22 protein-coding genes are annotated in these 22945 nt (G+C 29.4%); 3 read left to right on the forward strand and 19 right to left on the reverse strand.

Features of this window, described 5'->3' with window-relative positions; all coding sequences use genetic code 11:
* From thyX to AC2A4K_RS15860, 6 genes are all read right to left on the reverse strand, one after another.
* Nucleotides 1-738 (reverse strand): FAD-dependent thymidylate synthase, encoded by a 738-nt coding sequence (gene thyX, locus AC2A4K_RS15835; protein ID WP_322504976.1) that lies wholly within the window; start codon nucleotides 736-738, stop codon nucleotides 1-3.
* A gap of 15 nt (nucleotides 739-753) precedes the next feature.
* A complete protein-coding gene (locus AC2A4K_RS15840) occupies nucleotides 754-1164 on the reverse strand; it encodes a Mini-ribonuclease 3 (protein WP_322504975.1) in 411 nt (136 codons plus the stop codon).
* A 229-nt stretch (nucleotides 1165-1393) separates the two neighbouring features.
* Nucleotides 1394-2791 carry a cysteine--tRNA ligase gene (gene cysS, locus AC2A4K_RS15845; RefSeq protein ID WP_322505129.1) on the reverse strand — a complete coding sequence of 466 codons (1398 nt, stop codon included), beginning with the start codon at nucleotides 2789-2791 and terminating at the stop codon, nucleotides 1394-1396.
* Nucleotides 2792-2898: 107 nt separating this feature from the next.
* The gene (locus AC2A4K_RS15850) at nucleotides 2899-4611 is read right to left on the reverse strand and encodes a proline--tRNA ligase (protein WP_322504974.1); all 1713 of its coding nucleotides are present in this window, start codon (nucleotides 4609-4611) and stop codon (nucleotides 2899-2901) included.
* Nucleotides 4612-4970: 359 nt separating this feature from the next.
* Nucleotides 4971-5648 (reverse strand): 2-C-methyl-D-erythritol 4-phosphate cytidylyltransferase, encoded by a 678-nt coding sequence (gene ispD, locus AC2A4K_RS15855; protein WP_322504973.1) that lies wholly within the window; start codon nucleotides 5646-5648, stop codon nucleotides 4971-4973.
* Between the two features lie 14 nt (nucleotides 5649-5662).
* Nucleotides 5663-6769, reverse strand: a complete 1107-nt coding sequence (locus tag AC2A4K_RS15860; protein ID WP_322504972.1) for a PIN/TRAM domain-containing protein — start codon at nucleotides 6767-6769, stop codon at nucleotides 5663-5665.
* A 312-nt stretch (nucleotides 6770-7081) separates the two neighbouring features.
* Here AC2A4K_RS15860 and AC2A4K_RS15865 point away from each other — a divergent pair, with 312 nt between their 5' ends.
* Entirely contained in the window at nucleotides 7082-7483 is a 402-nt protein-coding gene (locus AC2A4K_RS15865; protein WP_322504971.1) for a nucleoside triphosphate pyrophosphohydrolase family protein, read from the forward strand.
* Between the two features lie 36 nt (nucleotides 7484-7519).
* Here the strand turns inward: AC2A4K_RS15865 and disA are convergent, their stop codons facing one another.
* From disA to AC2A4K_RS15885, 4 genes are all read right to left on the reverse strand, one after another.
* Nucleotides 7520-8584, reverse strand: coding sequence for a DNA integrity scanning diadenylate cyclase DisA (gene disA, locus AC2A4K_RS15870; RefSeq protein ID WP_322504970.1), 1065 nt, complete (start codon nucleotides 8582-8584; stop codon nucleotides 7520-7522).
* A 19-nt stretch (nucleotides 8585-8603) separates the two neighbouring features.
* Nucleotides 8604-9965, reverse strand: a complete 1362-nt coding sequence (gene radA / locus AC2A4K_RS15875) for a DNA repair protein RadA (protein WP_322504969.1) — start codon at nucleotides 9963-9965, stop codon at nucleotides 8604-8606.
* 253 nt (nucleotides 9966-10218) lie between these two features.
* Entirely contained in the window at nucleotides 10219-10947 is a 729-nt protein-coding gene (gene nagB, locus AC2A4K_RS15880; RefSeq protein ID WP_322504968.1) for a glucosamine-6-phosphate deaminase, read from the reverse strand.
* Complete coding sequence (locus tag AC2A4K_RS15885; protein ID WP_322504967.1) at nucleotides 10944-11666, reverse strand: GntR family transcriptional regulator; 723 nt, start codon at nucleotides 11664-11666, stop codon at nucleotides 10944-10946. The genes nagB and AC2A4K_RS15885 overlap by 4 nt, the downstream gene beginning before the upstream one ends.
* A 457-nt stretch (nucleotides 11667-12123) precedes the next feature.
* Here AC2A4K_RS15885 and AC2A4K_RS15890 point away from each other — a divergent pair, with 457 nt between their 5' ends.
* Entirely contained in the window at nucleotides 12124-12351 is a 228-nt protein-coding gene (locus AC2A4K_RS15890) for a glutaredoxin family protein (protein WP_322504965.1), read from the forward strand.
* A gap of 131 nt (nucleotides 12352-12482) precedes the next feature.
* Here the strand turns inward: AC2A4K_RS15890 and AC2A4K_RS15895 are convergent, their stop codons facing one another.
* The 8 genes from AC2A4K_RS15895 to AC2A4K_RS15930 form a co-directional block, all read right to left on the reverse strand.
* The gene (locus AC2A4K_RS15895; protein WP_322504964.1) at nucleotides 12483-13931 is read right to left on the reverse strand and encodes an NADP-dependent glyceraldehyde-3-phosphate dehydrogenase; all 1449 of its coding nucleotides are present in this window, start codon (nucleotides 13929-13931) and stop codon (nucleotides 12483-12485) included.
* Between the two features lie 12 nt (nucleotides 13932-13943).
* Nucleotides 13944-14177, reverse strand: coding sequence for a glutaredoxin family protein (locus AC2A4K_RS15900; RefSeq protein ID WP_322504963.1), 234 nt, complete (start codon nucleotides 14175-14177; stop codon nucleotides 13944-13946).
* Between the two features lie 6 nt (nucleotides 14178-14183).
* A complete protein-coding gene (gene trxB / locus AC2A4K_RS15905; protein ID WP_322504962.1) occupies nucleotides 14184-15122 on the reverse strand; it encodes a thioredoxin-disulfide reductase in 939 nt (312 codons plus the stop codon).
* Nucleotides 15123-15340: 218 nt separating this feature from the next.
* Entirely contained in the window at nucleotides 15341-15688 is a 348-nt protein-coding gene (locus AC2A4K_RS15910; protein ID WP_322504961.1) for a hypothetical protein, read from the reverse strand.
* Between the two features lie 81 nt (nucleotides 15689-15769).
* The gene (locus tag AC2A4K_RS15915; protein WP_322504960.1) at nucleotides 15770-18208 is read right to left on the reverse strand and encodes an ATP-dependent Clp protease ATP-binding subunit; all 2439 of its coding nucleotides are present in this window, start codon (nucleotides 18206-18208) and stop codon (nucleotides 15770-15772) included.
* Between the two features lie 24 nt (nucleotides 18209-18232).
* The gene (locus tag AC2A4K_RS15920) at nucleotides 18233-19249 is read right to left on the reverse strand and encodes a protein arginine kinase (protein WP_322504959.1); all 1017 of its coding nucleotides are present in this window, start codon (nucleotides 19247-19249) and stop codon (nucleotides 18233-18235) included.
* Nucleotides 19233-19760, reverse strand: coding sequence for a hypothetical protein (locus tag AC2A4K_RS15925; protein ID WP_322504958.1), 528 nt, complete (start codon nucleotides 19758-19760; stop codon nucleotides 19233-19235). Before AC2A4K_RS15925 ends, AC2A4K_RS15920 begins: the two co-directional genes overlap by 17 nt.
* Before the next feature lie 21 nt (nucleotides 19761-19781).
* Complete coding sequence (locus AC2A4K_RS15930; protein ID WP_322504957.1) at nucleotides 19782-20237, reverse strand: CtsR family transcriptional regulator; 456 nt, start codon at nucleotides 20235-20237, stop codon at nucleotides 19782-19784.
* Nucleotides 20238-20456: 219 nt separating this feature from the next.
* Here AC2A4K_RS15930 and AC2A4K_RS15935 point away from each other — a divergent pair, with 219 nt between their 5' ends.
* Entirely contained in the window at nucleotides 20457-21110 is a 654-nt protein-coding gene (locus AC2A4K_RS15935; protein ID WP_322504956.1) for an MBL fold metallo-hydrolase, read from the forward strand.
* Between the two features lie 51 nt (nucleotides 21111-21161).
* On the opposite strand, the gene AC2A4K_RS15940 is transcribed toward AC2A4K_RS15935, so the two are convergent.
* Nucleotides 21162-22832, reverse strand: coding sequence for a Mur ligase family protein (locus AC2A4K_RS15940; protein ID WP_322504955.1), 1671 nt, complete (start codon nucleotides 22830-22832; stop codon nucleotides 21162-21164).
* Between the last annotated feature and the right edge of the window lie 113 nt (nucleotides 22833-22945).

Below are 22945 nucleotides of genomic sequence, written 5' to 3' on the forward strand. Positions count from 1 at the left end.
CTATTTACCAAGATATAATTCTCTCATCTCTTTAAGCTTTCCACAGCACATTTTTCCTTCAGGACATGGACCTGCTACACAACTTGGACCTGCGTTTTTAAACAATATTGGTGCAACTTTTTTAACTTCATGAACCATTTGTTCAGCCATATTTCTTATTTCCCATTGTGCTCTATCACAACATCTATGATGGAAAAAATTCATTAAACTTCTAGCATTCATAGTAAATACAATTTTTGTTTCACAAGCATTTGGAAATACATATCTTGCATCTTCTATAGCCTTTTTCTCAGCAGATTTTTCTCCCATACCTTTGCTAATATATTTAGTTTTTAATCTTTCAACTATCTCATCATATGCTTTTTGTGCTCCATTCATTTGATCAATAAAAACCTTTTTAGCTACCTCATCTTCCTCTATAGCTGGTGGCACTATGTATTCAAACTGATCTAACTTAACATATCTTTGAGATTGTTGTGAGTAAGATGCTATTCTATGTCTAACTAACTGATGAGTTAAGCTTCTTGAAACTCCTTCTACAGCAAAAGTAAAGGAAACATGCTCTATTGGTGACATATGGCCATATGACATAAGCATATTTAAAAACTTCTCTGCTCCTTCATCAGTTAAATTTCCTAATATATCATCAACCCCTACAGGACTATAGCATAATTTAGCCGCTGCTGCTATTGTCTTTTCTGGTTCAGGTGTATATTGTAATAACTTAACTTTTAACATTAATAATTCTCCCCTCTAAATGTGTACTCCTATACATTTTAATAAGAACTCATTTAATCTTTCTTCTTTGCCAGTAAGATATAAATAACCTACTAAAGCTTCAAAACCTGTTGCATTTCTATAATCTCTAACATTTGCATTTTTAGGTACAGTTGCTGACTTAGCGTTCCTACCTCTTTTATAGATATAAAGTTCTTCCTCATTTAACTCATCTTCTAAAGCGTTTATTATGTCACTTTGAGCCTTAGCTTTTACATATTGTATAGCCTTAACATGTATTTTATGAGCTGATAAGCCTGCATTTTCACTTAATATATAGTTTCTTATAAAAACTTCGTAAACTCCATCTCCTATTAAAGCTAATTGAAGCGGGTTTAACATTCTAGCTTCACTTTCTGAAAACTCTCTGTATAATAAATTCTTCAATATCTTATCTCCTTTTGTTTGAGCTTAATCTAAAAATTATATAGAATTTATTTAGTTAAAACTATTAAACTACAAATTTAGGTCTAATTCAATCAAAGATTTTAATATAATTAAATTTAGCTTTCTTAAAATTATAGAATTAGAAATAAAATATTTAATAGTTATTAAATAAAATTCTTTAAAATAATAACTTGCAAAAGAAACCTCCTTTGCAAGTTTATTATCTACATTATATCATCTTCCATCTAACACCTTGAGGAGTATCTTCTAAGACAATTCCTCTATCTTTTAAATCATCTCTTATTTTATCAGCTAAAGCAAAATCTCTATCTTTTCTAGCTTGTTGTCTTTGAGCTATTAAAGTTTCGATTTCTTCTTCTAAGTTTCCTTTAGTTGACTTTTGGAACATTCCTAGTGGAGCTCCTAATTCTCTTATTAAATCTAAAGCTTTTTGAGCTAACTCTTTTGATGAATCAATTGTTATATTTGTATTAGTGTCTTTTATTAAATCAAATATAGCTGTTATAGCATCAGCTGTGTTGAAATCATCGTCCATTTTTTCAATATATTTTTCTTTATATTTATTTAATGAATCTAAGTAAGCTTTTTCTTCTTCATTCATTTCTTCTCTAGAAACTTCATCTATTAAATTCTCTAAGTTTCCTATAGCATTGTATATTCTTTCAACTGAAGCCTTAGCTGATTCTAATAAATCTTCACTAAAGTTAAGTTGTTGTCTATAGTGTGCTGATAACATTAAGAATCTTATAACATCAGCATCATATTTTTCTAATATCTCTCTTGCAGTAAAGAAGTTATTTAATGATTTTGACATTTTTTCATTGTTTACATTAACAAAAGCTGAATGTAACCAATATCTTGCAAAAGGTTCACCTGTTAAAGCTTCACTTTGTGCTATTTCATTTTCATGATGAGGGAATTTTAAATCTGATCCACCAGCATGAATATCTATAGTTTCACCTAGTAATTTTTTAGCCATGCATGAACATTCTATATGCCATCCTGGTCTTCCCATTCCCCATGGACTGTTCCAAGCAGGCTCACCTGGTTTTTGTGCTTTCCATATAGCAAAGTCCATTGGATCTTTTTTTCTTTCATCAATACTTATTCTAGCACCTGATTGAAGATCTTCTATGTTCTGTCCTGATAACTTTCCATATCCTTCAAACTTCTTAGTTGAGAAATAAACATCTCCATCAACTTCATAAGCATATCCTTTATCAACTAATCCTTTAACAAACTTTATTATATCTCCAATAAACTCTGTAGCTCTTGGATTAACTGTAGCTCTTTCTATATTTAACGCATCTGCATCTTGGTAATACTCTTTTATGTAAGTATCTCCAATCTTCTTTACAGTTGTTTCTTCTTCATTGGCTTTTTTAATCATCTTGTCATCTATATCTGTAAAGTTTTGAACAAAATCAACTTTAAATCCTCTGTACTCAAAATATCTTCTTATAGTATCAAAAACTATAAAAGTTCTACCATTTCCTATATGAAAAAAGTTGTACACAGTAGGACCACAAACATACATTTTAACTTCTCCTGGAGTTAAAGGAATGAATTCTTCTTTTTTCTTGTTTAAAGTATTATAAACCTTAATCACTATTTGACCCTCCTACCTTATATTATTAGTAACTCACCTTATTCTAAAATAAGGTGAGTTCTATATTATATTCTAATTATATACAATTCTGTTAATCTTATAAATTATAAACTTAAATTAGCCTTTTCAAACTCTTCTCTTACTCTATTATAAACTTCATCTATAGTTAAAGTCTCTACTTCTCCACCATTTCTAAGTTTAAATTCAACTTGACCTTCACCAATCATTTTTCCAACAGTTATTCTCATTGGAATTCCTATTAATTCAGAGTCTTTGAATTTAACTCCCGCTCTTTCTTTTCTATCATCAAGTAGAGCTTCAACTCCCATTTTTCTTAATTCATTATATATTTCTTCAGCTTTAGTTGCTTGTTCTTCATTTTTAACGTTAGCTGGTATAACTGATACATGGTATGGAGCTACTTCTAATGGCCAGATTATTCCGTTTTCGTCATTATGTTGCTCTATTATTGAAGCTACAGTTCTTGTAACACCAATTCCATAGCATCCCATTATAAATGGTTTAGCTTTTCCATCTTCATCAATAAATGTTGCACCCATAGATTCTGAATACTTAGTTCCAAGTTTGAATATGTGTCCAACCTCAGTACCTCTTGAAATAGTTATTTCTTTTCCACACTCAGGACATTTTTCTCCTACAGTAACGTTTCTGAAATCTCCAACTATTCCTTCAAAGTCTCTTCCATAGTTTACATTCTTTAAGTGCATATCTGTTTCATTAGCACCAATTATAAAGTTATACATATTAGCTACTTCTTGGTCAACTAATAACATATCTACTTTTATTCCTATAGGACCAGCAAATCCAACAGCAGCCCCTGTAGCTTCTTTAACAGCCTCTTCACTAGCCATTTCTAATTCTGTAACTTCTCCAACAGCATTAGCTATTTTAACTTCATTAGCTTCTCTATCTCCTCTTAATACAACAGCAACAACCTTATCATCTGCTTGGAATATTAAAGTTTTTGCTATTTTCTTTGGTGAACATTCAAAGAAGTTTGCTAAATCTTCAATTGATTTAACAGCTGGAGTCTCAACTTTTTCTACTTCTATTAATTCTTCTTTTTCTGCATGTTCTGGTGTTGATGGAGCTTTTTCTATATTAGCTGCATAATCACAAGCTGTACAGAATACTACATCATCTTCTCCAACCTCTGATTTAACCATAAACTCTGCTGAACCAGATCCACCTATAGCTCCTGAATCAGCTGCAACTGCCTTAGCATCTAATCCACATCTATTAAATATATTAACATATGCTTTTCTCATTTTTTCATATGCTAAATCTAATCCTTCTTGGTCTTTGTCAAAGCTATATCCATCTTTCATTATGAATTCTCTTGATCTCATAACTCCAAATCTTGGTCTTCTTTCATCTCTATACTTAGTTTGTATTTGGTATAGATTTAATGGTAATTGCTTATATGATTTTATTTCATTTCTAACGATATCAGTAAATACTTCTTCGTGAGTTGGTCCTAAGCAAAAATCTCTGTTATGTCTATCTTTTAATCTAAACATTTCTGCTCCGTAAGCATCCCATCTTCCTGATTCTTGCCATAACTCAGATGGTATTAAAGCTGATGCTAAGAACTCTTGAGCACCTGCATTATTCATTTCTTCTCTTACAATATTTTTAACATTTTCTATAACTTTTAATCCTAAAGGCATATAGTTATAAATACCTGCAGCCATCTTTCTCATAAGACCTGCTCTAAGCATAAGTTTGTGACTTGCTATTTCTGCTTCAGCTGGAACTTCTCTTAAAGTTCCTACTAACATATTTGACATTTTCATAGTATATTACCTCCTCATAAGCTGTTATTTAATCTTAATATTTTAATTAATTAAATTCATTTAAAAAAATAAAAAAGCTCTACCCTAAAAAAACATTAGGGCGAGCTTGTATTTCGCGGTACCACCTAAATTTGTACTCTCTTCATTGTTAACGGTATTAAACCCGGTTAGTTTTTTGCTACGACTCCAAAGTAGGTTCAAAACATATTGAAAATCTCTCAGCCTAGTATTTTCTCTCTGTATAAGCGTTTCTACTAATCTTTTTCACAGTCTTTACAACTATTAAATTTTCTTAAATCTTATAAAATTATATCCTTATAAAAATAACATGTCAATATACTGTCTGTATCTTGTGATTCTTACTTTACTAAATTTTCTGCTAATATTAAATCTTCTGGGGTTGTTACTTTTATATTTTTATAGTCACCCTCAAAAAGATAAACTTTTTCTCCTAAAAGTTCCGCTATCATGGTATCATCTGTAACTGGAATCTTTTCATCTTTAACTTTATCATGCCCCTTTTTTATTAAATCGTATTTAAAGCATTGAGGGGTTTGAACAGCTACTAAAGATGATCTATCTAGTGTATTTATTGAGAATCCTTCTAAATTTTTAACTTTTATTGTATCTTTAGGCATAACTCCTGGAGCTGCTGCTCCAAATTCCTTAGCATACTTTATTCCATCTTCTATTATTTTTTTACTTACAAAAGCTCTTGCTCCATCATGTATTAAAACTACATCACAATCTTCTAGGACATTTAATGCATTATAAACTGAATCCTGTCTTTCTTTTCCACCCTCTACAATTTTAGATATTTTAAAATCAAATCTAGATTCTATTCTAGTTTGAAAATAATCTATTTCATCTTTAGGAAGAACAAGTATTATTTCATCAATTTCCGTACATTCCTCAAAAGCTTTTAAAGTGTAATATATTATAGGCTTTCCATTTATTTCAATGAATTGCTTACTAACATCAGCACCCATTCTTTTTCCTTTTCCACCTGCTAATACTATACTAACTACTTTTCCCATAATTGAATATCCTTTTAAGACTTAGATTTAGCAAATATCATTCTACCTGCTGCAGTTTGAAGTACTGATGTAACAATTACTGTTATTTCTTTTCCCATGTACTTTCTTCCACCTTCTACAACAATCATAGTACCATCATCAAGATAGGCAACCCCTTGTCCAGATTCTTTTCCATCCTTCACTACAGTAAGGGTCATCTCTTCTCCTGGTAACACTACTGGCTTAATTGCATTTGCTAATTCATTTATATTTAGTACTGGTACACCTTGGAACTCTGCCACTTTATTTAAGTTATAATCATTTGTTACAACTTTTCCGTTTAATTTTTGTGCTAATTTTAAAAGCTTAATATCAACTTCTGCAATTTCTGGGAAATCACCTTCCCACATGTCAACTTCTATTGGAAGTTCTTTTTGAATTTTATTTAATATATCTAATCCTCTTCTTCCTCTTGTTCTCTTTAAGGAGTCTGAACAATCTGATATATGTCTTAACTCATCAAGTACAAAAGTTGGTATTACTAAAGAACCTTCTATAAAACCTGTTTGGCATAAATCAAATATTCTACCATCAATTATTACAGATGTATCTAGAACCTTTGGTGTAGCCCCAATTTTTTTATTTGTAGTATTTTTTGTCTTCTTATCCTTAGATTGATTCTTTTTTAAATTCTCGAAATAGCCTAAAATATCATCTCTCTTTTTAACAGCTATATCTGCTCCAATAATCATTGCAATTATATTTATAACTATTGATACAATAGGGCCTAACATATCATTTAAACCACTTAAGAATGTACTTAATGGCAACGTTATTACTAAAGCTAATATTAATGCGACTATAGCTCCTAAAGCCCCAAATATTATTTCGCTTGGTGATAATTTAGATATACCTTTTTCTATAAAAGTTATAAACTTTCTTATAGCTTTATAAATAAAAGGAGAAAGAATAAATAAAATGATTCCAAAAATAGCAATTAAAATTACATAAAATGATACCTGTAAAAAAATGTTTGTTAGATATTCTCTGCCTATAGCACTCTTTCTTATTGCATCTGCTAAAACAAATCCTATCAATAATCCTAAAATAGTAAAAATTACTCTAAAAATTTTCTTTATCACAAACTCACCTCCTATATAATTATTGACATGTTTAGTTTTTATCATTCATAGTTGTAAAATATTTATAATATATTTTCTTAATTATACCATATTAAACCTCTTTAATACTTACAAAATACTCTTTAAATATTATAATTAAAAAATTACCCCCTATAAATCTTTTGTAATTTGATTTATATTATAGTCAAGTTAACAAGCTAATTAGTTTTTAACATATATTTAGTTTTGCAACCTAAATCATTTGACAAATATAACCAAAAAATTCTATAATTACTATAGGGTCAAAGATTAGTATATAAGGAGTGAAACACTATGAAGGACGTAATTTTTGACGATTTTCAAAATAGCGTTAATAATTCTTTACTTAGACACAAAAGCATCTTAGATATATTAAGCAAATATCAAGAATCACAATCAAGAGCAAACAGAGCTATATGTAAAGCCGTTACGAATTGTGGCTGCATAGAGATTTGTGCTAAAAAACAAAGTATGCTAAAGGATGATGACCTATCCTTAGATGAACTAAACCCATGCCTAAGCTCTCATTTAAAAGGAAGCTTATGTGAAAATTGTAGAGAAGTTATAGAACGTGAACTTGGAAACAATCTCTTCTATTTAACATCACTATGCAATGCATTGGATTTAAACCTATTTGATATCTTATTAAAAGAATATAATAAAATGGATACCTTAGGTAAATTTACTTTCAGATAATAAATATTAAGTGCCATATTTATATGGCACTTCTTTTTATAAATTTTTATTCAAAGCAACTTGTTCTCTTATTCTTCTTAATCCATTTTTTATTGCCCTAGCTCTAGCTTCTCCAATTCCTTCTACCTGATCTAAATCTTCATTGCCAGCTTCAAGAATATACTTAAGCTTTCCGAAATGTCCTACTAGGTTTTCTATTACATTTGATGGTATTCTTGGTACCTTATTAGATATTCTATACCCTCTAGGTGACACTAATGTGTCAATTAAAGATTTTCCTACATAACCTAATTCTTTTGCTATTATATCTAAATCTAGTAAATCTTCCGATGATAACTCTTGAATTTCTTTGTAAACATCTCTATATTCCATTTTATCATAACAATAGTCTCTTATTAGAAGAACCCCATCTTGTTCTATACTTCTTACTAATTCATTTAACTGCATAGAAATAAGTCTTCCTTCATTACCTAATTCAATGATATACCCTTCTATTTCTTCAACTATTCTCATTACCATTTCTGTTCTTTGTATAGCTGTAGTTACATCAAAAAGCGTTGCTAAGTCTTGAAATTCAAGTATATTTAGATTGTTTGTTACTCTTTCAAGAACGGCTACATACTTTTCTAGTGTTTGTATAGCTTGATTTGCTTTACCTAATATAACTGCGCTATCTCTTAATACATACTTTATATCACCTTTATAAACAGTGATTATATTTCTTCTTTGTGATATTGCTATTGCTATTTTATTAGTTTGCTTAGCAACCCTTTGAGCAGTTCTATGTCTTGTTCCAGTTTCAAAGGTACTTATAGATTGATTTGGCATAAGCTGGGCATTAGCATAAAGTATCCTTTTTCTATCTGAACTCAGTACTAATGCTCCATCCATTTTAGCAAGCTCATATATATACGCTGGACTATACTCAGAATTTATATTAAAACCACCATCTACTAAATCTAATATTTCTTCATTATCTCCTAAAACTATAAGTCCACCAGTTTTGGCTCTAAGTATATTGTCTAACCCTTCTCGTAAAGAAGTACCTGGACTCATTATCTTTAATATTTTCTTTAAATCATCATCATGTACAGTTCTCATTTACTCACACCTATCCACCTTAAAATATCTTTCCTATTGCTTCTCGCACAGTTTTAACACCTATAAGATTTAACTTACTTCCTTTTAATTTTTCTAAGCTTCTATATGGAACAACAGCATTTAAAAATCCCATTTTTTCAGCTTCATTTAATATTCTGTCACAGTTGGCTATAGGTCTTATTTCTCCTGTCAAACCAACTTCTCCAACAACAACTAATTTTTCTAAACTAGCAGCCTTACCTTTCACTGATGACACTAAGGAGATAGCAATCCCTAAGTCAGCTGTAGTACCTTCTATTTCAAGGCCTCCAACTACATTTACATAAACATCAGTATTATAAAAAGGAACTCTTAACTTTTTCTCTAGTACAGCCAATATTAAACTTAACCTTGAATTCTCTACTCCTACAGAAGTTCTTCTAGGCATAACTGCTTTCGTTTCAGATGCTAATGATTGTATTTCTACAAGAATAGGTCTAGTTCCTTCCATTACTCCAATTACAACAGAACCTTCTTGATTAAAGCTAGTATCTTCTAAGAACATACTAGATGGATCATAAACCTGCATTAGCCCTTCTCCACGCATTTCAAAGACGCCAATTTCAGCTGTAGTTCCAAATCTATTTTTCATAGTTCTTAATATTCTAAATTCTTCAGTTCTTTCTCCCTCAAAAGATAAAACAGTATCAACCATATGTTCTAACACTCTTGGTCCTGCTAAATCCCCTTGTTTAGTTACATGAGCAACAATAAATAATGGTATATTTTTTCCCTTAGCAATTCTCATTACAGCATTTGAACACTCTTTTACCTGCGAAACACTTCCAGGAGCTGAAGAAACTGTATCTCTATAAATAGTCTGTATTGAATCTATTATTATGAAAGCTGGCTTAAGTTTATCTATATATGCTTCTATTATATCAAGATTAGTCTCAGCAACGATATAAAGTTCTTCTGCATCAACTTTTAATCTATCTCCTCTTATTTTTATTTGTTCTTCTGATTCCTCTCCTGACACATATAAAACTTTCCCATATTTTTTTGAAATATTATTAGCTGTTTGTAAAAGAAGTGTAGATTTACCTATTCCAGGATCACCAGAAATGAGTGTAAGCGAACCTTTAACAAGGCCTCCACCTAATACCCTATTTAATTCACCTATTCCGGTATCATATCTTTCTTTTTCACCTGATTTTATTTCCTTTATTTTCTTAAGTTCACCAATTTGTCTTTCAACCTTAGGCGAAACTTGGTTACTTTTAGTATCTCTAATTTCTTCAACTAAAGTATTCCAATTATTACATTCTGGACATTTTCCCATCCATTTTGGAGATTCATATCCACAATTTTGACATACATATATACTTCTAACTTTTGCCACTTTACCAACTCCATATTTCTTCATTTTACGTACAAATTTAATTATTTCCTAATATATCCTTAAATAATCATATCATATCATTATAACTAATCACATACTTATTTATGACTATTTTCTTAAAATGCTTCATGTAAAAGGTTTAATAATAATTATTACAATTAAAATAAAAAACTGCCTGTAAATCTAAGCTTTTAAAATAAGCTTTTAATCTACAAACAGTCTTTTTATATCATTAATTCTGAGATAGTAATAACTATTTTAATAATTTAGCTGCATCTTCATCAACTATTAATACAACATCTCTATGCATTTGTAACATAGTTGCAGGAATTTCAGTTGTTATTTTTCCACTCATCATAGCTTTAACAACTTCAGCTTTACCTTCACCACTTGCAATAACCATTATATTCTTAGCTTTCATTATTCCACCAAGCCCCATAGTTATAGCTTTTCTTGGTACATCATCAATTGAATCAAAAAATCTTGCATTTGCTTCTATAGTTGATTCTTTAAGATCTGTTAAGTGAGTTCCTACACTTAACGCTTCTCCAGGTTCATTGAAACCTATGTGTCCATTTGCTCCTAATCCTAATAATTGAAGATCTATTCCACCCATATCTTGTATTCTAGCATCATATGATTTACATTCTTCTTCAACCTCTTTAGCTAATCCATTAGGTACAAATGTTTTATTTTTATCTATGTTTATATGATTAAATAAGTTTGTATTCATGAAGTATCTATAACTTTGATCATGATCTCCTGGTAATCCAACATACTCATCTAAGTTTATGCTTGTAACTTTTGAGAAATCTAATTCTCCCTCGTTGTACATTCTGATAAGTTCTTTATACATTCCAACTGGAGTTCCACCAGTAGCTAATCCTAAAACAATTTCAGGATTTGATTTTATGCTTTCAGCCATTTCATTTGCTGCAACTTTACTCATCTCATCATAATTCTTAGTAACAATTAATCTCATTTCAATTTCCCCTCTCTCTTAGAAATATTAATTTCTAAAACATATTTATCTGATCTATAAATCGCGTCTTCAACATAAATTATTTCACCTTCTGAATTTAAAGCTGCATTATGACTTTTTAGAAGAGGTACTTGTTTATCAACGTTAAATAAATTCTTTAACTCCTCATCCATAATTACGGATGCTAAAGCTGATTCTGTGCTTTCTATTACATATCCTTTTTCTTCTAATAACTTAAATAAAGAACCCTCTAAATCCTCTTTAGTTACAAAGCCACAATATTCACAAGGAATATAAACAACCTCATTAGCAACAGCTTCCCCATCAACTAATCTTAATCTATTTATTTTATAGATTTTATCAACATTAAAAGTATCTGCTAATTCATCAGGTGTATTAATAACTTCAAAGGCTAAAACCCTAGTTATTAAACTTCTTCCTGCTTTTTTTATAATGTCTGAGAAACTCATCATATCTTCTTGCTTTACTTTAGGTTCACATACGAAAGTTCCCTTTCCTTTTTCTCTAACAAGAAGTCCTTCTTGCACTAACTCCCCTAAAGCCTGTCTGACAGTCATTCGGCTTACACCATAAGCCTCTGTTAACTCTCTTTCACTTGCTATACATTGTCCTACTTTCCAAGTACCCTTTGTTATCTTTTCTTTTATCATCTCTTTTAATTGGTAATACACAGGTATAGGACTATTTTTATCTATCATGATTTCTCCTCCTAATTAAATTATACTCAACTGATCCAAACTTGTCTAGACCACTATACATTCTTTTCAATAATTTCATATTTAGTCTATGTTATATTTTATCATTTATTATTAAATATTTTCTACTTTTATCAATAATAATGAATATCTATTGATTTATTGTTAAATACTATAAATAAAAACTAGGAGGGAGTCTATTGAACATAAAAGATAAATTCAATAACAACTCTATAATTTCGGAAAATCCATTACATTCTTCTAATGCTGGTTTAACTAATTTATCTTCCTTTATTAATAATCATAGTGAAGATACTATGCACAACCTAATTTTTAATGACCATTTAGACGATAATCAAATTAAATAATTATTTTTATTGATTTAAATCACATATTTTATACACTTTTAATAATTAAAATAAAAGTATATTAAAAATTGATTTACATAGGAGATGATAGTATGGTAAAGGTTTATTCAACAAACTCTTGTCCATGGTGCGTAAAAGCAAAACAATATCTTAAATCCAAAAATGTTGAGTTTGAAGATTTAAATGTACAAACAGATATGGCTGCTAGAGAAGATATGCTTAAAAAGAGTAAACAAATGGGTGTTCCTGTTTTAGATATAAATGGAACTATTATAGTTGGTTTCGATAAGAACGCTATTGATACAGCATTAAATAAATAGAATAGGAACATCGAAATAGAGAGATATTAAAAATATCTCTCTATTTTTTATAAAATACAATAAGACTATAAGCACATATCTTAAAGTTTTCTCTTTAAAATCACTGTGCTTATAGTCTTATATTAATTTTATTATCTTATTGTAATTACTGTAGCTTTAGGTCTAGACATTGCTTCTATTGAATATCTTATACCCTGAGTTCCCATCCCTGAAGATTTTACTCCTAAGAATGGGAAATGGTCTGGTCCTCTTTCAGTTTTATTATTAACATGAACAGTTCCAACTTCTAATTTATCAGCAATATAAAAGGCTTCATTTATATCTTTAGTAAATACTGATGATTGTAATCCATATTTAGATGCATTAGCTATTCTTATTGCCTCATCCTTATCATTTACCCTTATAATAGGTAAGACTGGTCCAAAAGGCTCTTCCCATGCTAATCTCATATCTGTAGTAACATTGTCAAAAAGAGTAGCCTCTATTAAGTTTCCTTTTCTGTGGCCACCACAAACTAAAGTAGCACCTTTTTCTTCTGCATCCTCAATAAGTTCCATAACGAAGTCTGCTGCCTTACTATCTATAAGAGGTACTATTGTTACATCTTTAATTTCTAATGGATTTCCCATTTTTAATTTGCTTATTTTTTCTTTTAACTTCTCAACTAGTTTATCAGCAACTGAATTCATTACTAGTATTCTCTTAACAGCAGTACATCTTTGACCTGAATATGAATATCCACCTGCTATTATATTATCAACAGTTAAATCTAAATCTGCATCTTCTAAAACTATTGCTGCATCTTTCCCACCAAGTTCCATAAGAAGTGGTTTCATCACTGTTATTTTTGAAATTCTTCTTCCTACTTCTGTACTTCCTGTAAAGTTTATAAAATCTATTTTTCTATGAGTTACACAGTAATCCCCAATTTCACTTCCTCTTCCAGTGACAGTATTTAAAACTCCACCTTGAAGTCCAGCCTCCTGAAACATTTTAGCTAAATATAAAGCTGATAAACTTCCTTGAGTTGCCGGCTTAAGAACAACACTGTTTCCAGCTACTATAGCAGGTGCTATTTTTGAAGCTGATAAATTAACTGGATAGTTAAAAGGTGATATAGCTAATACAACACCTAATGGCTCTCTTGTTACCACTGATATCTTACTTCTATTAAAGCCAGGGAAATTGTCTGATGGTATACTTTCTCCATCCATACTCTTAGCGGCATCCGCTGTAAATCTAATATAGTCTGCAGTTCTAGTTATTTCTGATAATGCACTTTTTCTATCCTTAGCAACTTCTCTTATCATTATTTCTGCTAATTCATCTTTATGCTCTTCTAATAAATCCGCAGTTTTATAAAGTACATGTGCTCTTTCATTTAAAGGCACTTGGTTCCATTCTTTTTGTGCTTTTTCTGCATTTTCAATAATTATATCAACATCTTCCTTAGAAAGACTTTGTATTTTACCAACTAAACTACCATCTATAGGTGATTTTATATCTATAAATTTATCTGATTTATTTTCATAGAAATGTCCACCCATAAAGTTATAAAAAACATTTTCTCTAGTATTCATCAATATCACCTTCTACTTTATTTTCTCTATAGCAGAATCAATCTTTTGCTTATCAAATCCAACTATAACATCATTTCCTATAACAGCAACTGGCACTGATCTTTGACCTGAAACTTCTAATACTTCATTTCTATCTTCTTTACCATCAGCAACTGTTATTGTTTCATATTCAACACCTAATTTTTGTAAATATTTTTTTAATTTATTACATGGTCCACACCATTCAACTGAATATACTTTTACCATAACTATCTATCTCTCCTTTATTTCTGAAATATATTTTTCTGCATTTAGGGCTGCTATAGTTCCATCTGAAACAGCAGTAGTTATTTGTCTAAACATTTTATCTCTAACATCTCCTGCTACATAAACACCCTTAACATTAGTTCTCATATTTTCATCAGCTTCAATATAGCCGTTTTCTTTAATTCTTATATATTCTCTAAACATAGCTGTTTTAGGCTCTGTTCCTATATAACCAAAGACTCCATTTATAGAAATTTCTTTTTCTTCACCAGTTTTTGTATTTCTTATTTTGGCACCTTCAACAAAATCTCCACCTAAAACATCAACTAAATCCCAGTTATACATTATTTCAATATTTTCTTTCTTGCTAGCAGCCTCTAAAGTTTTGGCTTCAGCACGGAAATAATCGTATCTTCTTATAACAATTACTTTCTTAGCAATATTGGATAAATATAAAGCTTCTTCTAAAGCAGCATTTCCGCCACCGACAACGGCAACAACCTCATCTTGATAAACTGCTCCATCACATACTGCACAGTAATGTATTCCCTTACCTAAATATTTGCTTTCACTTGGAATAGGTAATTTCTTAGGTGTGGCTCCTGTAGCTATTATTACAGCCTTTGGCTTATATATATAGTCTCCAGTTTCTACGATTTTCTCATCATCTTTTAATGAAACATTCTCTATAAAATCAAATTCATCTATTGTAGCTCCGCAAGCTTCTGCTTGTGCTTGGATTCTATCAGCAAGCTCATTACCTGTTATTTCAGTAAAACCTGGATAATTTTCAACAGTATAAGTTGATCTTACTTGCCCTCCAATTATATTATCTTCTAAAACCAAAGTATCTAACTTTGCTCTTGAGGCATATATAGCAGATGTTAATCCTGCTGGTCCTGCTCCAATTATTATTAAATCAATTTCTTTAATTTCTTTTTCCATAATAACACTCCTTACTGAGGTTAAATTTATTATTTGTATTATATGATATATTATTCGATATACCCCCTAAGGGTACCTGTTTTTTATTAATTATACTACTTATTAAATAACTTTTCAATAATAATTATTATCAATTATAAACTTTTATTTAATTTTATGTTTATTCTATCAAAAAGCCCTATTATATTCTGTGATTTAGAATACAATAGAGCTTAACTTTATTTTCTTTTTTTATTTATCTTTACTTTTGCTTTTTTAGATTTAAACATTGTATTAATTCCATCAATAGTTCTTTTTTGTACATAAACAAATAATGCTACTACTCCTATTAAAATAAATATAACTGATGTTCCCCATTTATCAGAATTAAGCACTACAGAAATTAACAAAACTCCTAACAATGCTATAGGTAATGCTAAACTTTTACTTACTTCTTTTCTATCTTTATCAGTCATATTCTCAATTGCAGCCTCTTCAATTTTAAAAAGTTCTAACTTTTGCTTTGACCATACAAAGAAAGCAACTCCAAAGGCTAATATTCCCATTATGATACCTATCAATTCCATAAAAATCCTCCACACCATTTTCATCATAAAAAAATAAGATTATATATATTTTACCATATATAACCTTATTATACATTATAATCAAACTGTTTTTTTAAATTTTACAATATCATCTTCTAGTAAAACATCAACCTCAGTACCTTTTAATATATTACCACTCAAAAGTTCCTCACTTAATTTATCTTCAATATATTTAGTTATAACTCTCCTTAATGGACGCGCTCCATATTTTAATTCAGTTCCTTTTTTAACTAAAAACTCCTTACACTCTTGTGAAAAATTTAAAGAAAGTTGTAAATCATTTAATCTTTCTTTTAATGAACCTATCATAAGGTCCACAATTTTAAGAAGATGCTCCTTCTCCAGACTATGGAATACAACAATGTCATCTAATCTATTTACAAACTCAGGTTTAAAACTTTGTTTTAGCTCTTCTAGCATAAGGCTTTTCATATTATCATAATCTCGTTCCTTATCTTCTCTTGCACTAAATCCTACCGCATTTTTCTTATCTAGTTTATCTGCTCCAATATTAGATGTCATAATTATTATTGTGTTCTTAAAGTCTACTGTTCTTCCCTTTCCATCTGTCAGAACACCATCTTCTAATATTTGAAGAAGAACATTGAATATATCTGGATGTGCTTTTTCTATTTCATCAAAAAGTATTACTGAATAAGGATTTCTTCTTACTTTTTCCGTAAGTTGCCCCCCCTCTTCATATCCTACATATCCTGGAGGCGCTCCAATTAACCTAGCTACTCCATGCTTTTCCATATACTCAGACATATCAAGTCTAATAAACTTATTTTCATCTCCAAACATAGCCTCTGCTAAAGCCTTACAGAGCTCTGTCTTTCCAACACCTGTAGGTCCTAAGAATGCAAAAGATCCAATAGGTCTTTTAGGATCTTTAAGTCCTACTCTTGATCTTCTTACTGCTTTAGATATGGTTTTTATTGCTTCCAATTGACCTATAACTCTTTTACTTAGCTTTTCCTCTAATTTAAGAAGTCTATTAGACTCTTTTTCAGTCAATCTTTCTACTGGAATTTGAGTCCATTTAGAGACTACCTTTGCAATATGTTCCTTATTTACTTCATATATTTTAGAAGCATTCTCTTCTCTCCAAAGTTCTCTATCTCTCTCTAGTTCTTCCTGTAAAAGTAATTCTTTATCTCTTAACTCTGCTGCTAGTTCAAAATCTTGTATTTTTATAGCCTCTTCTTTTTCTACTTTTAGATTAGAAATTAACTCCTCTTGTTTAAAAAATTTAGGTGGAGTAATCATACTTTCTATTCTTACTTTTGCAGCTGCTTCATCTATTAAATCAATAGCTTTATCAGGTAAAAATCTATCAGTTATATATCTACTAGATAAATTTACTGCTGCCTCTATAGCCTCATCTGTTAACTTCACATTATGATGCATTTCATATTTTTCTTTTATACCATGTAATATTAATATAGAATCCTCTTTATTTGGTTCCTTTACCACTACTGGTTGAAACCTTCTCTCTAAAGCAGAATCCTTTTCTATATTTTTTCTATATTCATCAGTTGTTGTTGCTCCTATACATTGTATTTCTCCTCTGGCTAAAGCAGGCTTTAGTATATTTGAAGCATCTATTGCTCCTTCAGCACCTCCAGCTCCAACAATATTATGCATTTCATCTATGAATAATATTATATCTTTCGAATCTTTTACTTCATTTAAGACCTTTTTAAGGCGTTCTTCAAACTCTCCTCTATATTTTGCTCCGGCTAACATTGAAGTGACATCTAAAGTATATATTCTTTTATCCTTAAGCATATCAGGTACTTCGCCTAATAAAATTCTTTGTGCTAATCCTTCTACAACAGCAGTTTTCCCAACTCCCGGTTCTCCTATTAAACAAGGATTATTTTTCATTCTTCTACAAAGAATTTCTAAAAGCCTTTGTGTTTCATCTTTTCTTCCTATTACAGGATCTAGTCTATTTTTATCCGCTCTTTCTATTAAATCTATACCGTACAAATTTAATGTAGGAGTGTCTTTTCTTTTCGGTTTTTCCTTAACGCTTTTACTTTCCTTATTAGGAAGTCTTCCAAGTATATTGTTTAACTTATCGCTTATGTTTTTTATATCATTTTTCACTATTTTGTTTAGGATTAAATTAGCTACACCTTCTTGTTCCTTTATTAAGGCTGACAATATATGCTCCGGTCTTGAAATACTTTGCCCTGCCTCTTTAGCAATTTCTACACTTCTATCTAAAACTTTTTTGCATCTAGGTGTAAAAGGCACCTCATCTAAACTATAATTTATTTCTCCAATTCCAACATATAGCTTAACAAAACTTAGTACCTTTTCCTCTGTTACATTGCTCTCTTCCAAAATCTTAGAACATTGTCCATTTTCATTAATTAATCCTATTAACAAATGCTCTGTTCCCATATAGCCATGTTTAAGCATTAAAGAACTTTCTTTTCCTTTATTGATTACTATTTTGGAATTTTCATTAAAATTATCAAGACGCATCTTTTACCTCCCAATACCCTATAATTATGTGTTTAAAGCATTTCTAATAATTTTGGCTCTTTCTATTTTTAAAGTCTGTATATTTATTTTTTTATCTAAAGATTTATTTATTATAATTGGCTGAATTTCAACCATTGCAGAATTTATAGCTTCTAGATTAACCTCTTCTATAATTCCACACTCAATTCCTAATCGAACATATGATAAATATTTTAAGGCTTCACTAATATCAATGATATATGCACTTTTTAAAATACCTAGTGCCCTAAAAATAGTATCCTTTAGTTCAACATATTCATTATCTAAAAGTTTATTTCTCTCTCTTTTTTCCTTTAGAATAAGTTTATTTGCAATAGATATAAGAGAATCTAATATATCTTCTTCTGCCATACCTAAAGTTTTTATATTGGATAATTCATAAATATTTCCGACATCCTTGTTACCCAAGTTATATATACTTTTAAAAGAAATTCCATCTTCTTTTAAATCATCTTTTATTTCTCTTATGTTGTTTTTTAAACTTAAAACTGGCAAATGTATTAAAACCTTTGCTCTTAATGTTGTTCCTAAATTTTTTATATTTGATGTTAAGTACCCTAACTCAGCATCAAAGGAATAGTTTATTTTTTCTTCAATTAAGTCATCTAACTTATCCACTTGGGAATATGCTTCTCTTAAACTTAATCCACTCTTTGTACATTCTATCCCAATATGCTCTTCTTCATTCAGTAATATATTAAATTTTCCATTTTTATTCATTATTAATACTATATTATCTTTATTTGAAAATTCTTTTACTAAGCCAAAATTCTCTTTATAGTAATTTACTAATTCTTCTTTATCGTCTTTTAATCTTAATACGTAGCATTTATCTAGAATTTTAATATCTTCTAACTGTTTTAAAACAGGTTCTACAACACTATTAAACTCTTCTTCTTTTAGAAGACATGTGAATTTAATTCCCTTTATGTTTCTTAATATTTTCACTTTTGATGCAATGACTATACTCTTATTATCTTGAGGACTAATCCATTGAATCATTATTACTATCCTCCTCCACAATTTTTTTCAAATCATGTATCTTTTCTTTAGTAATAATAGCATTCTCATATTCCTCTTTAAGTATATTAATTTTCAGTTTCTCTTCTAAATTTAATATCTCTATTTTTTTAAGATTCTTTTTTATTCTTTTAGGCTGTTTTCCAATATGCTTAACATTTGCTTCTTCTGAATCTAATAAAAATCCTATATTTTTTCTAAAGCTTTCATAACACTTTTCGCACCCCAGTAATTTATGCTCTTGAAAATCCATATATTCCGTTCCACAATTGACACAAATGAATTCTTCAGCTTCTATTATTTCATTAATACAATCTATATAATTATTTAAATCCATTAAAAATTCTTCTAAACTAATATCATCATCTTCTAATGAAGAACTTACTATTTCAACTGCACATTTATCACAAAGCATTATACATTCTTTATTACCATCAGTATCTTTTACTAACTTAATTGTTGCATTATTCTTATAACACCTCTCACAAAGCAAATTTCTCAACTCCCTATAAAATTACTTCAATAACACCATAAGCATAGCCTTAAAAATACCTGCCCTTGTTTCATTTATATTCTTAGAATTCTGAAGGGTTCTATCATTTATCGCAACTTTAGTAAGATTTGCTGATTTCTCATCTATAATATTATGTTCAAGTAAGTTATCTACAATTGCGGCTGCATTATGATATGTAATTCCTGAACCAATTTCACCATATATTAAATCTCTTCTATCAGCATGAACTTCATGGACTACCTTTTTAATAACAATATATCCTCCACCACCTCTTCTACTTTCGATTAAATATCCTTTTTCATAAGTAAATCTTGTTGTCAAAACATAATTTATTTGAGATGGTGCACATTTAAATTTGTCCGCTAACTCATTTCTTCTTATTCTTAAATTGTTATCTTCTGTTTGTTCTAATAGATCCTTTAGAAAATATTCTATTGAATCTGATAACTTAGCCATATATATCACTCCTCAAAATTTGACCTTTACTGACCTTAATATACAATATATATTAATACATTTAACTTACTTAATCAATGTAATACATCTACTCTCATCTATTGTTTTTGTAAATATTTTTTAAACAGTTTTAATTTTTAAAAAAATTATTTTTATATTTTATGTTTATTTTTATTATATGTGTCAACAATATAAATAATTTTTATAGGAGGATTTTTAATGAATATTTATTGGTTAGGTCATTCTTGTTTTTTAATAAAAACTAATTTAGGAAAACGTATATTAATAGATCCTTTTGATATAGATATAGGTTACGTACCTTATAAAGGAGAAGTTGATGTTGTAACCATAAGCCATATGCACTTTGATCATAATTGTACAAAATATATAAATAGTGAGGCAAAAGTTTTAACAGATTTAGTAGATTATCAAAACGGCTTTTGTAAAATTAAATCCTTTCTTTCCTTTCATGATGATTGCTTTGGGTTAAAAAGAGATAAAAACTTTATATTTAAGATTCTTTGCGATAATATATCACTCTGTCATTTAGGTGACTTAGGCCATATACTCTCTCCAAAATTAGTAAGACAATTAGGCCATATAGATATTTTATTTGTACCAGTTGGAGAACACCTAACTATTTCTATAGAAAATCTAAAAAAGGTTATTTTAGATATAAATCCATACTATGTAATTCCAATGCACTATAAAACTCAAAAATTAAGTTTTTACTTGAATACTTTAGATAATTTTCTTATGCAAATGAAGGATTATAAAATAACACATAACGAAATTCTTTCTGTAAATTCAGAATCACTTCCTGATAAAACAACTATAAAAATATTGGAACTTACGTCAGAAGATATGATATAAAAAGACTATATCAAACGCCCTCATGATAGGACTTTGATATAGCCTTTTTTGTTAATGATAATTTTTCAAATCAACATCTATTATTCCTTCTCCTAATTTATCTAAATGCTTATTTATCACAGGTATTACCACATCTAAATGTTGGGTAAAATCCACTATAACATCTCCATTTTTAGCTATTGATAGTGCCTTTTCTACTGCTTTTTCCTCATCAACTATTGATAATACTTCTACTGATTTATTAGAGGTTTCTTCTATACCACTCTTTATCAAATTAGTTAACTCTAAATCTTTTCTTCCTCTCCTATCAAAAGTTTCCTTAATTATTATGGTATCTGAATTTTTTCCAGCTATTCTTCCTAACTCTTTTATGTATTCATCAAGCCTATCTCCTGGAGAAGACACTATTGAAATAATATTATTCTTTTTCAGATTCTTAGCTAAACAGAATACTTCTTCAAAAGCTTCTGGATTATGACCATAATCTAATATAATTTTAAAATCTCCAATATCTAAAATATTTTGTCTTCCTAAATTATTATTAATATCACACTCTACATCTTTTAAAGCATGAACTACCTCACTTAAATTCTCATGAATAGTAAATATAGCCGCTATGGATACTAAAACATTATTTATGTTTGTTTTTGATTTTCCTTCATGAGTGAATTTAAAATCTTTTATCTTAGAAACTATATTTTTATTTTTTCCATCATAATATATTATATTTTCATCCTCTACATACCAGGCTTCCTTTTGATTTTTTATATGTTCATCAATCCACTCATTTCTTTCAAAATTAAATAAAACTAAATTGCCTTTCATTTTCAAAGCTTCATAAAGCTTTGATTCAGCTTTGATTATTACTTTTCCTTCTGGCAAAACTTCTTTAGTAGTAATTATTTTTAGAGCCATCAAGTCATTTATATTTTTTATGCCATCAGAGCCTATATGATCATCACTTAAAGAAGTTATTATGGCAACCTTAGAATTTTTAAATCCTAAGCCTTTTCTTACTATTCCTCCTCTAGCAGTTTCTAAAACTGCAACCTGGACTTTTGGATTGGTAAGAACCTTTTTAGCACTATAAAATCCAGTAGTATCTCCTTTTTTTACAAACTCCTTATTTATAATGACGCCACCAGTCATAGCTAACCCGCTAAAATACCCTAAATTTTCAAAACCCTTATAAATTAATCTTGAAGTTGATGTTTTTCCATTAGTTCCTGTTATAGATATTATAGGAATATTTCCTTTATTATTTAAATTCAAATTGTAATTCTTATTTTCATAGTCATCTTGACTTATTCTTTTAGAGTTAACTCCATAACCAACAACTACTTCATCTTCAACCTTAAAAGCATCTATTCCTTTTTTTGAACATTCCTCTAATAAATGATACTCCCAAAGTCGTTGTCTCTTTGATACCGCATTATTCAATAAGTCATCAGCACTTACTTCATCAACTAAATTTTCAATTATAAATAAAGCCAATTCTTTGTTGGAATAAGTTAACCAAGCTTTGCCACCAAACTCATCATATATAGCATCCTTTAATGTTCCCTCAACATTCATTTGTCTACATATAAATTCGTAATCGCTTATTAACCAATATAATCTTTTTCTTTCTGATTCACCTATATCTATAAAAATAAGTTTTTCCGCTCCCTTAATATTTCTCCCTTCTAGTACTTTTAAATCCTTAAGTTTCAAAATACTCACCCTTCCTGCCATTATTATCATTATATTTTTCCATTGCTTACCTATATTTATTCAAAAATTAATTTAAAACATAAAAAAAAGCAGCTAAAAAAGCTGCAAAAAAAAGATCATCC

This window comes from Clostridium sp. LIBA-8841 (genome assembly GCF_057782475.1).

What these genes read in the sequence shown, in the direction of transcription:
- thyX (WP_322504976.1), bottom strand. Translation starts at nt 738, where the DNA reads ATGTTAAAAGTTAAGTTATTACAATATACACCTGAACCAGAAAAGACA.
- AC2A4K_RS15850 (WP_322504974.1), bottom strand. Translation starts at nt 4,611, where the DNA reads ATGAAAATGTCAAATATGTTAGTAGGAACTTTAAGAGAAGTTCCAGCT.
- ispD (WP_322504973.1), bottom strand. Translation starts at nt 5,648, where the DNA reads ATGGGAAAAGTAGTTAGTATAGTATTAGCAGGTGGAAAAGGAAAAAGA.
- AC2A4K_RS15865 (WP_322504971.1), top strand. Translation starts at nt 7,082, where the DNA reads ATGAAGGACGTAATTTTTGACGATTTTCAAAATAGCGTTAATAATTCT.
- disA (WP_322504970.1), bottom strand. Translation starts at nt 8,584, where the DNA reads ATGAGAACTGTACATGATGATGATTTAAAGAAAATATTAAAGATAATG.
- nagB (WP_322504968.1), bottom strand. Translation starts at nt 10,947, where the DNA reads ATGAGATTAATTGTTACTAAGAATTATGATGAGATGAGTAAAGTTGCA.
- AC2A4K_RS15885 (WP_322504967.1), bottom strand. Translation starts at nt 11,666, where the DNA reads ATGATAGATAAAAATAGTCCTATACCTGTGTATTACCAATTAAAAGAG.
- AC2A4K_RS15890 (WP_322504965.1), top strand. Translation starts at nt 12,124, where the DNA reads ATGGTAAAGGTTTATTCAACAAACTCTTGTCCATGGTGCGTAAAAGCA.
- AC2A4K_RS15895 (WP_322504964.1), bottom strand. Translation starts at nt 13,931, where the DNA reads ATGAATACTAGAGAAAATGTTTTTTATAACTTTATGGGTGGACATTTC.
- AC2A4K_RS15900 (WP_322504963.1), bottom strand. Translation starts at nt 14,177, where the DNA reads ATGGTAAAAGTATATTCAGTTGAATGGTGTGGACCATGTAATAAATTA.
- trxB (WP_322504962.1), bottom strand. Translation starts at nt 15,122, where the DNA reads ATGGAAAAAGAAATTAAAGAAATTGATTTAATAATAATTGGAGCAGGA.
- AC2A4K_RS15910 (WP_322504961.1), bottom strand. Translation starts at nt 15,688, where the DNA reads ATGGAATTGATAGGTATCATAATGGGAATATTAGCCTTTGGAGTTGCT.
- AC2A4K_RS15915 (WP_322504960.1), bottom strand. Translation starts at nt 18,208, where the DNA reads ATGCGTCTTGATAATTTTAATGAAAATTCCAAAATAGTAATCAATAAA.
- AC2A4K_RS15920 (WP_322504959.1), bottom strand. Translation starts at nt 19,249, where the DNA reads ATGATTCAATGGATTAGTCCTCAAGATAATAAGAGTATAGTCATTGCA.
- AC2A4K_RS15930 (WP_322504957.1), bottom strand. Translation starts at nt 20,237, where the DNA reads ATGGCTAAGTTATCAGATTCAATAGAATATTTTCTAAAGGATCTATTA.
- AC2A4K_RS15935 (WP_322504956.1), top strand. Translation starts at nt 20,457, where the DNA reads ATGAATATTTATTGGTTAGGTCATTCTTGTTTTTTAATAAAAACTAAT.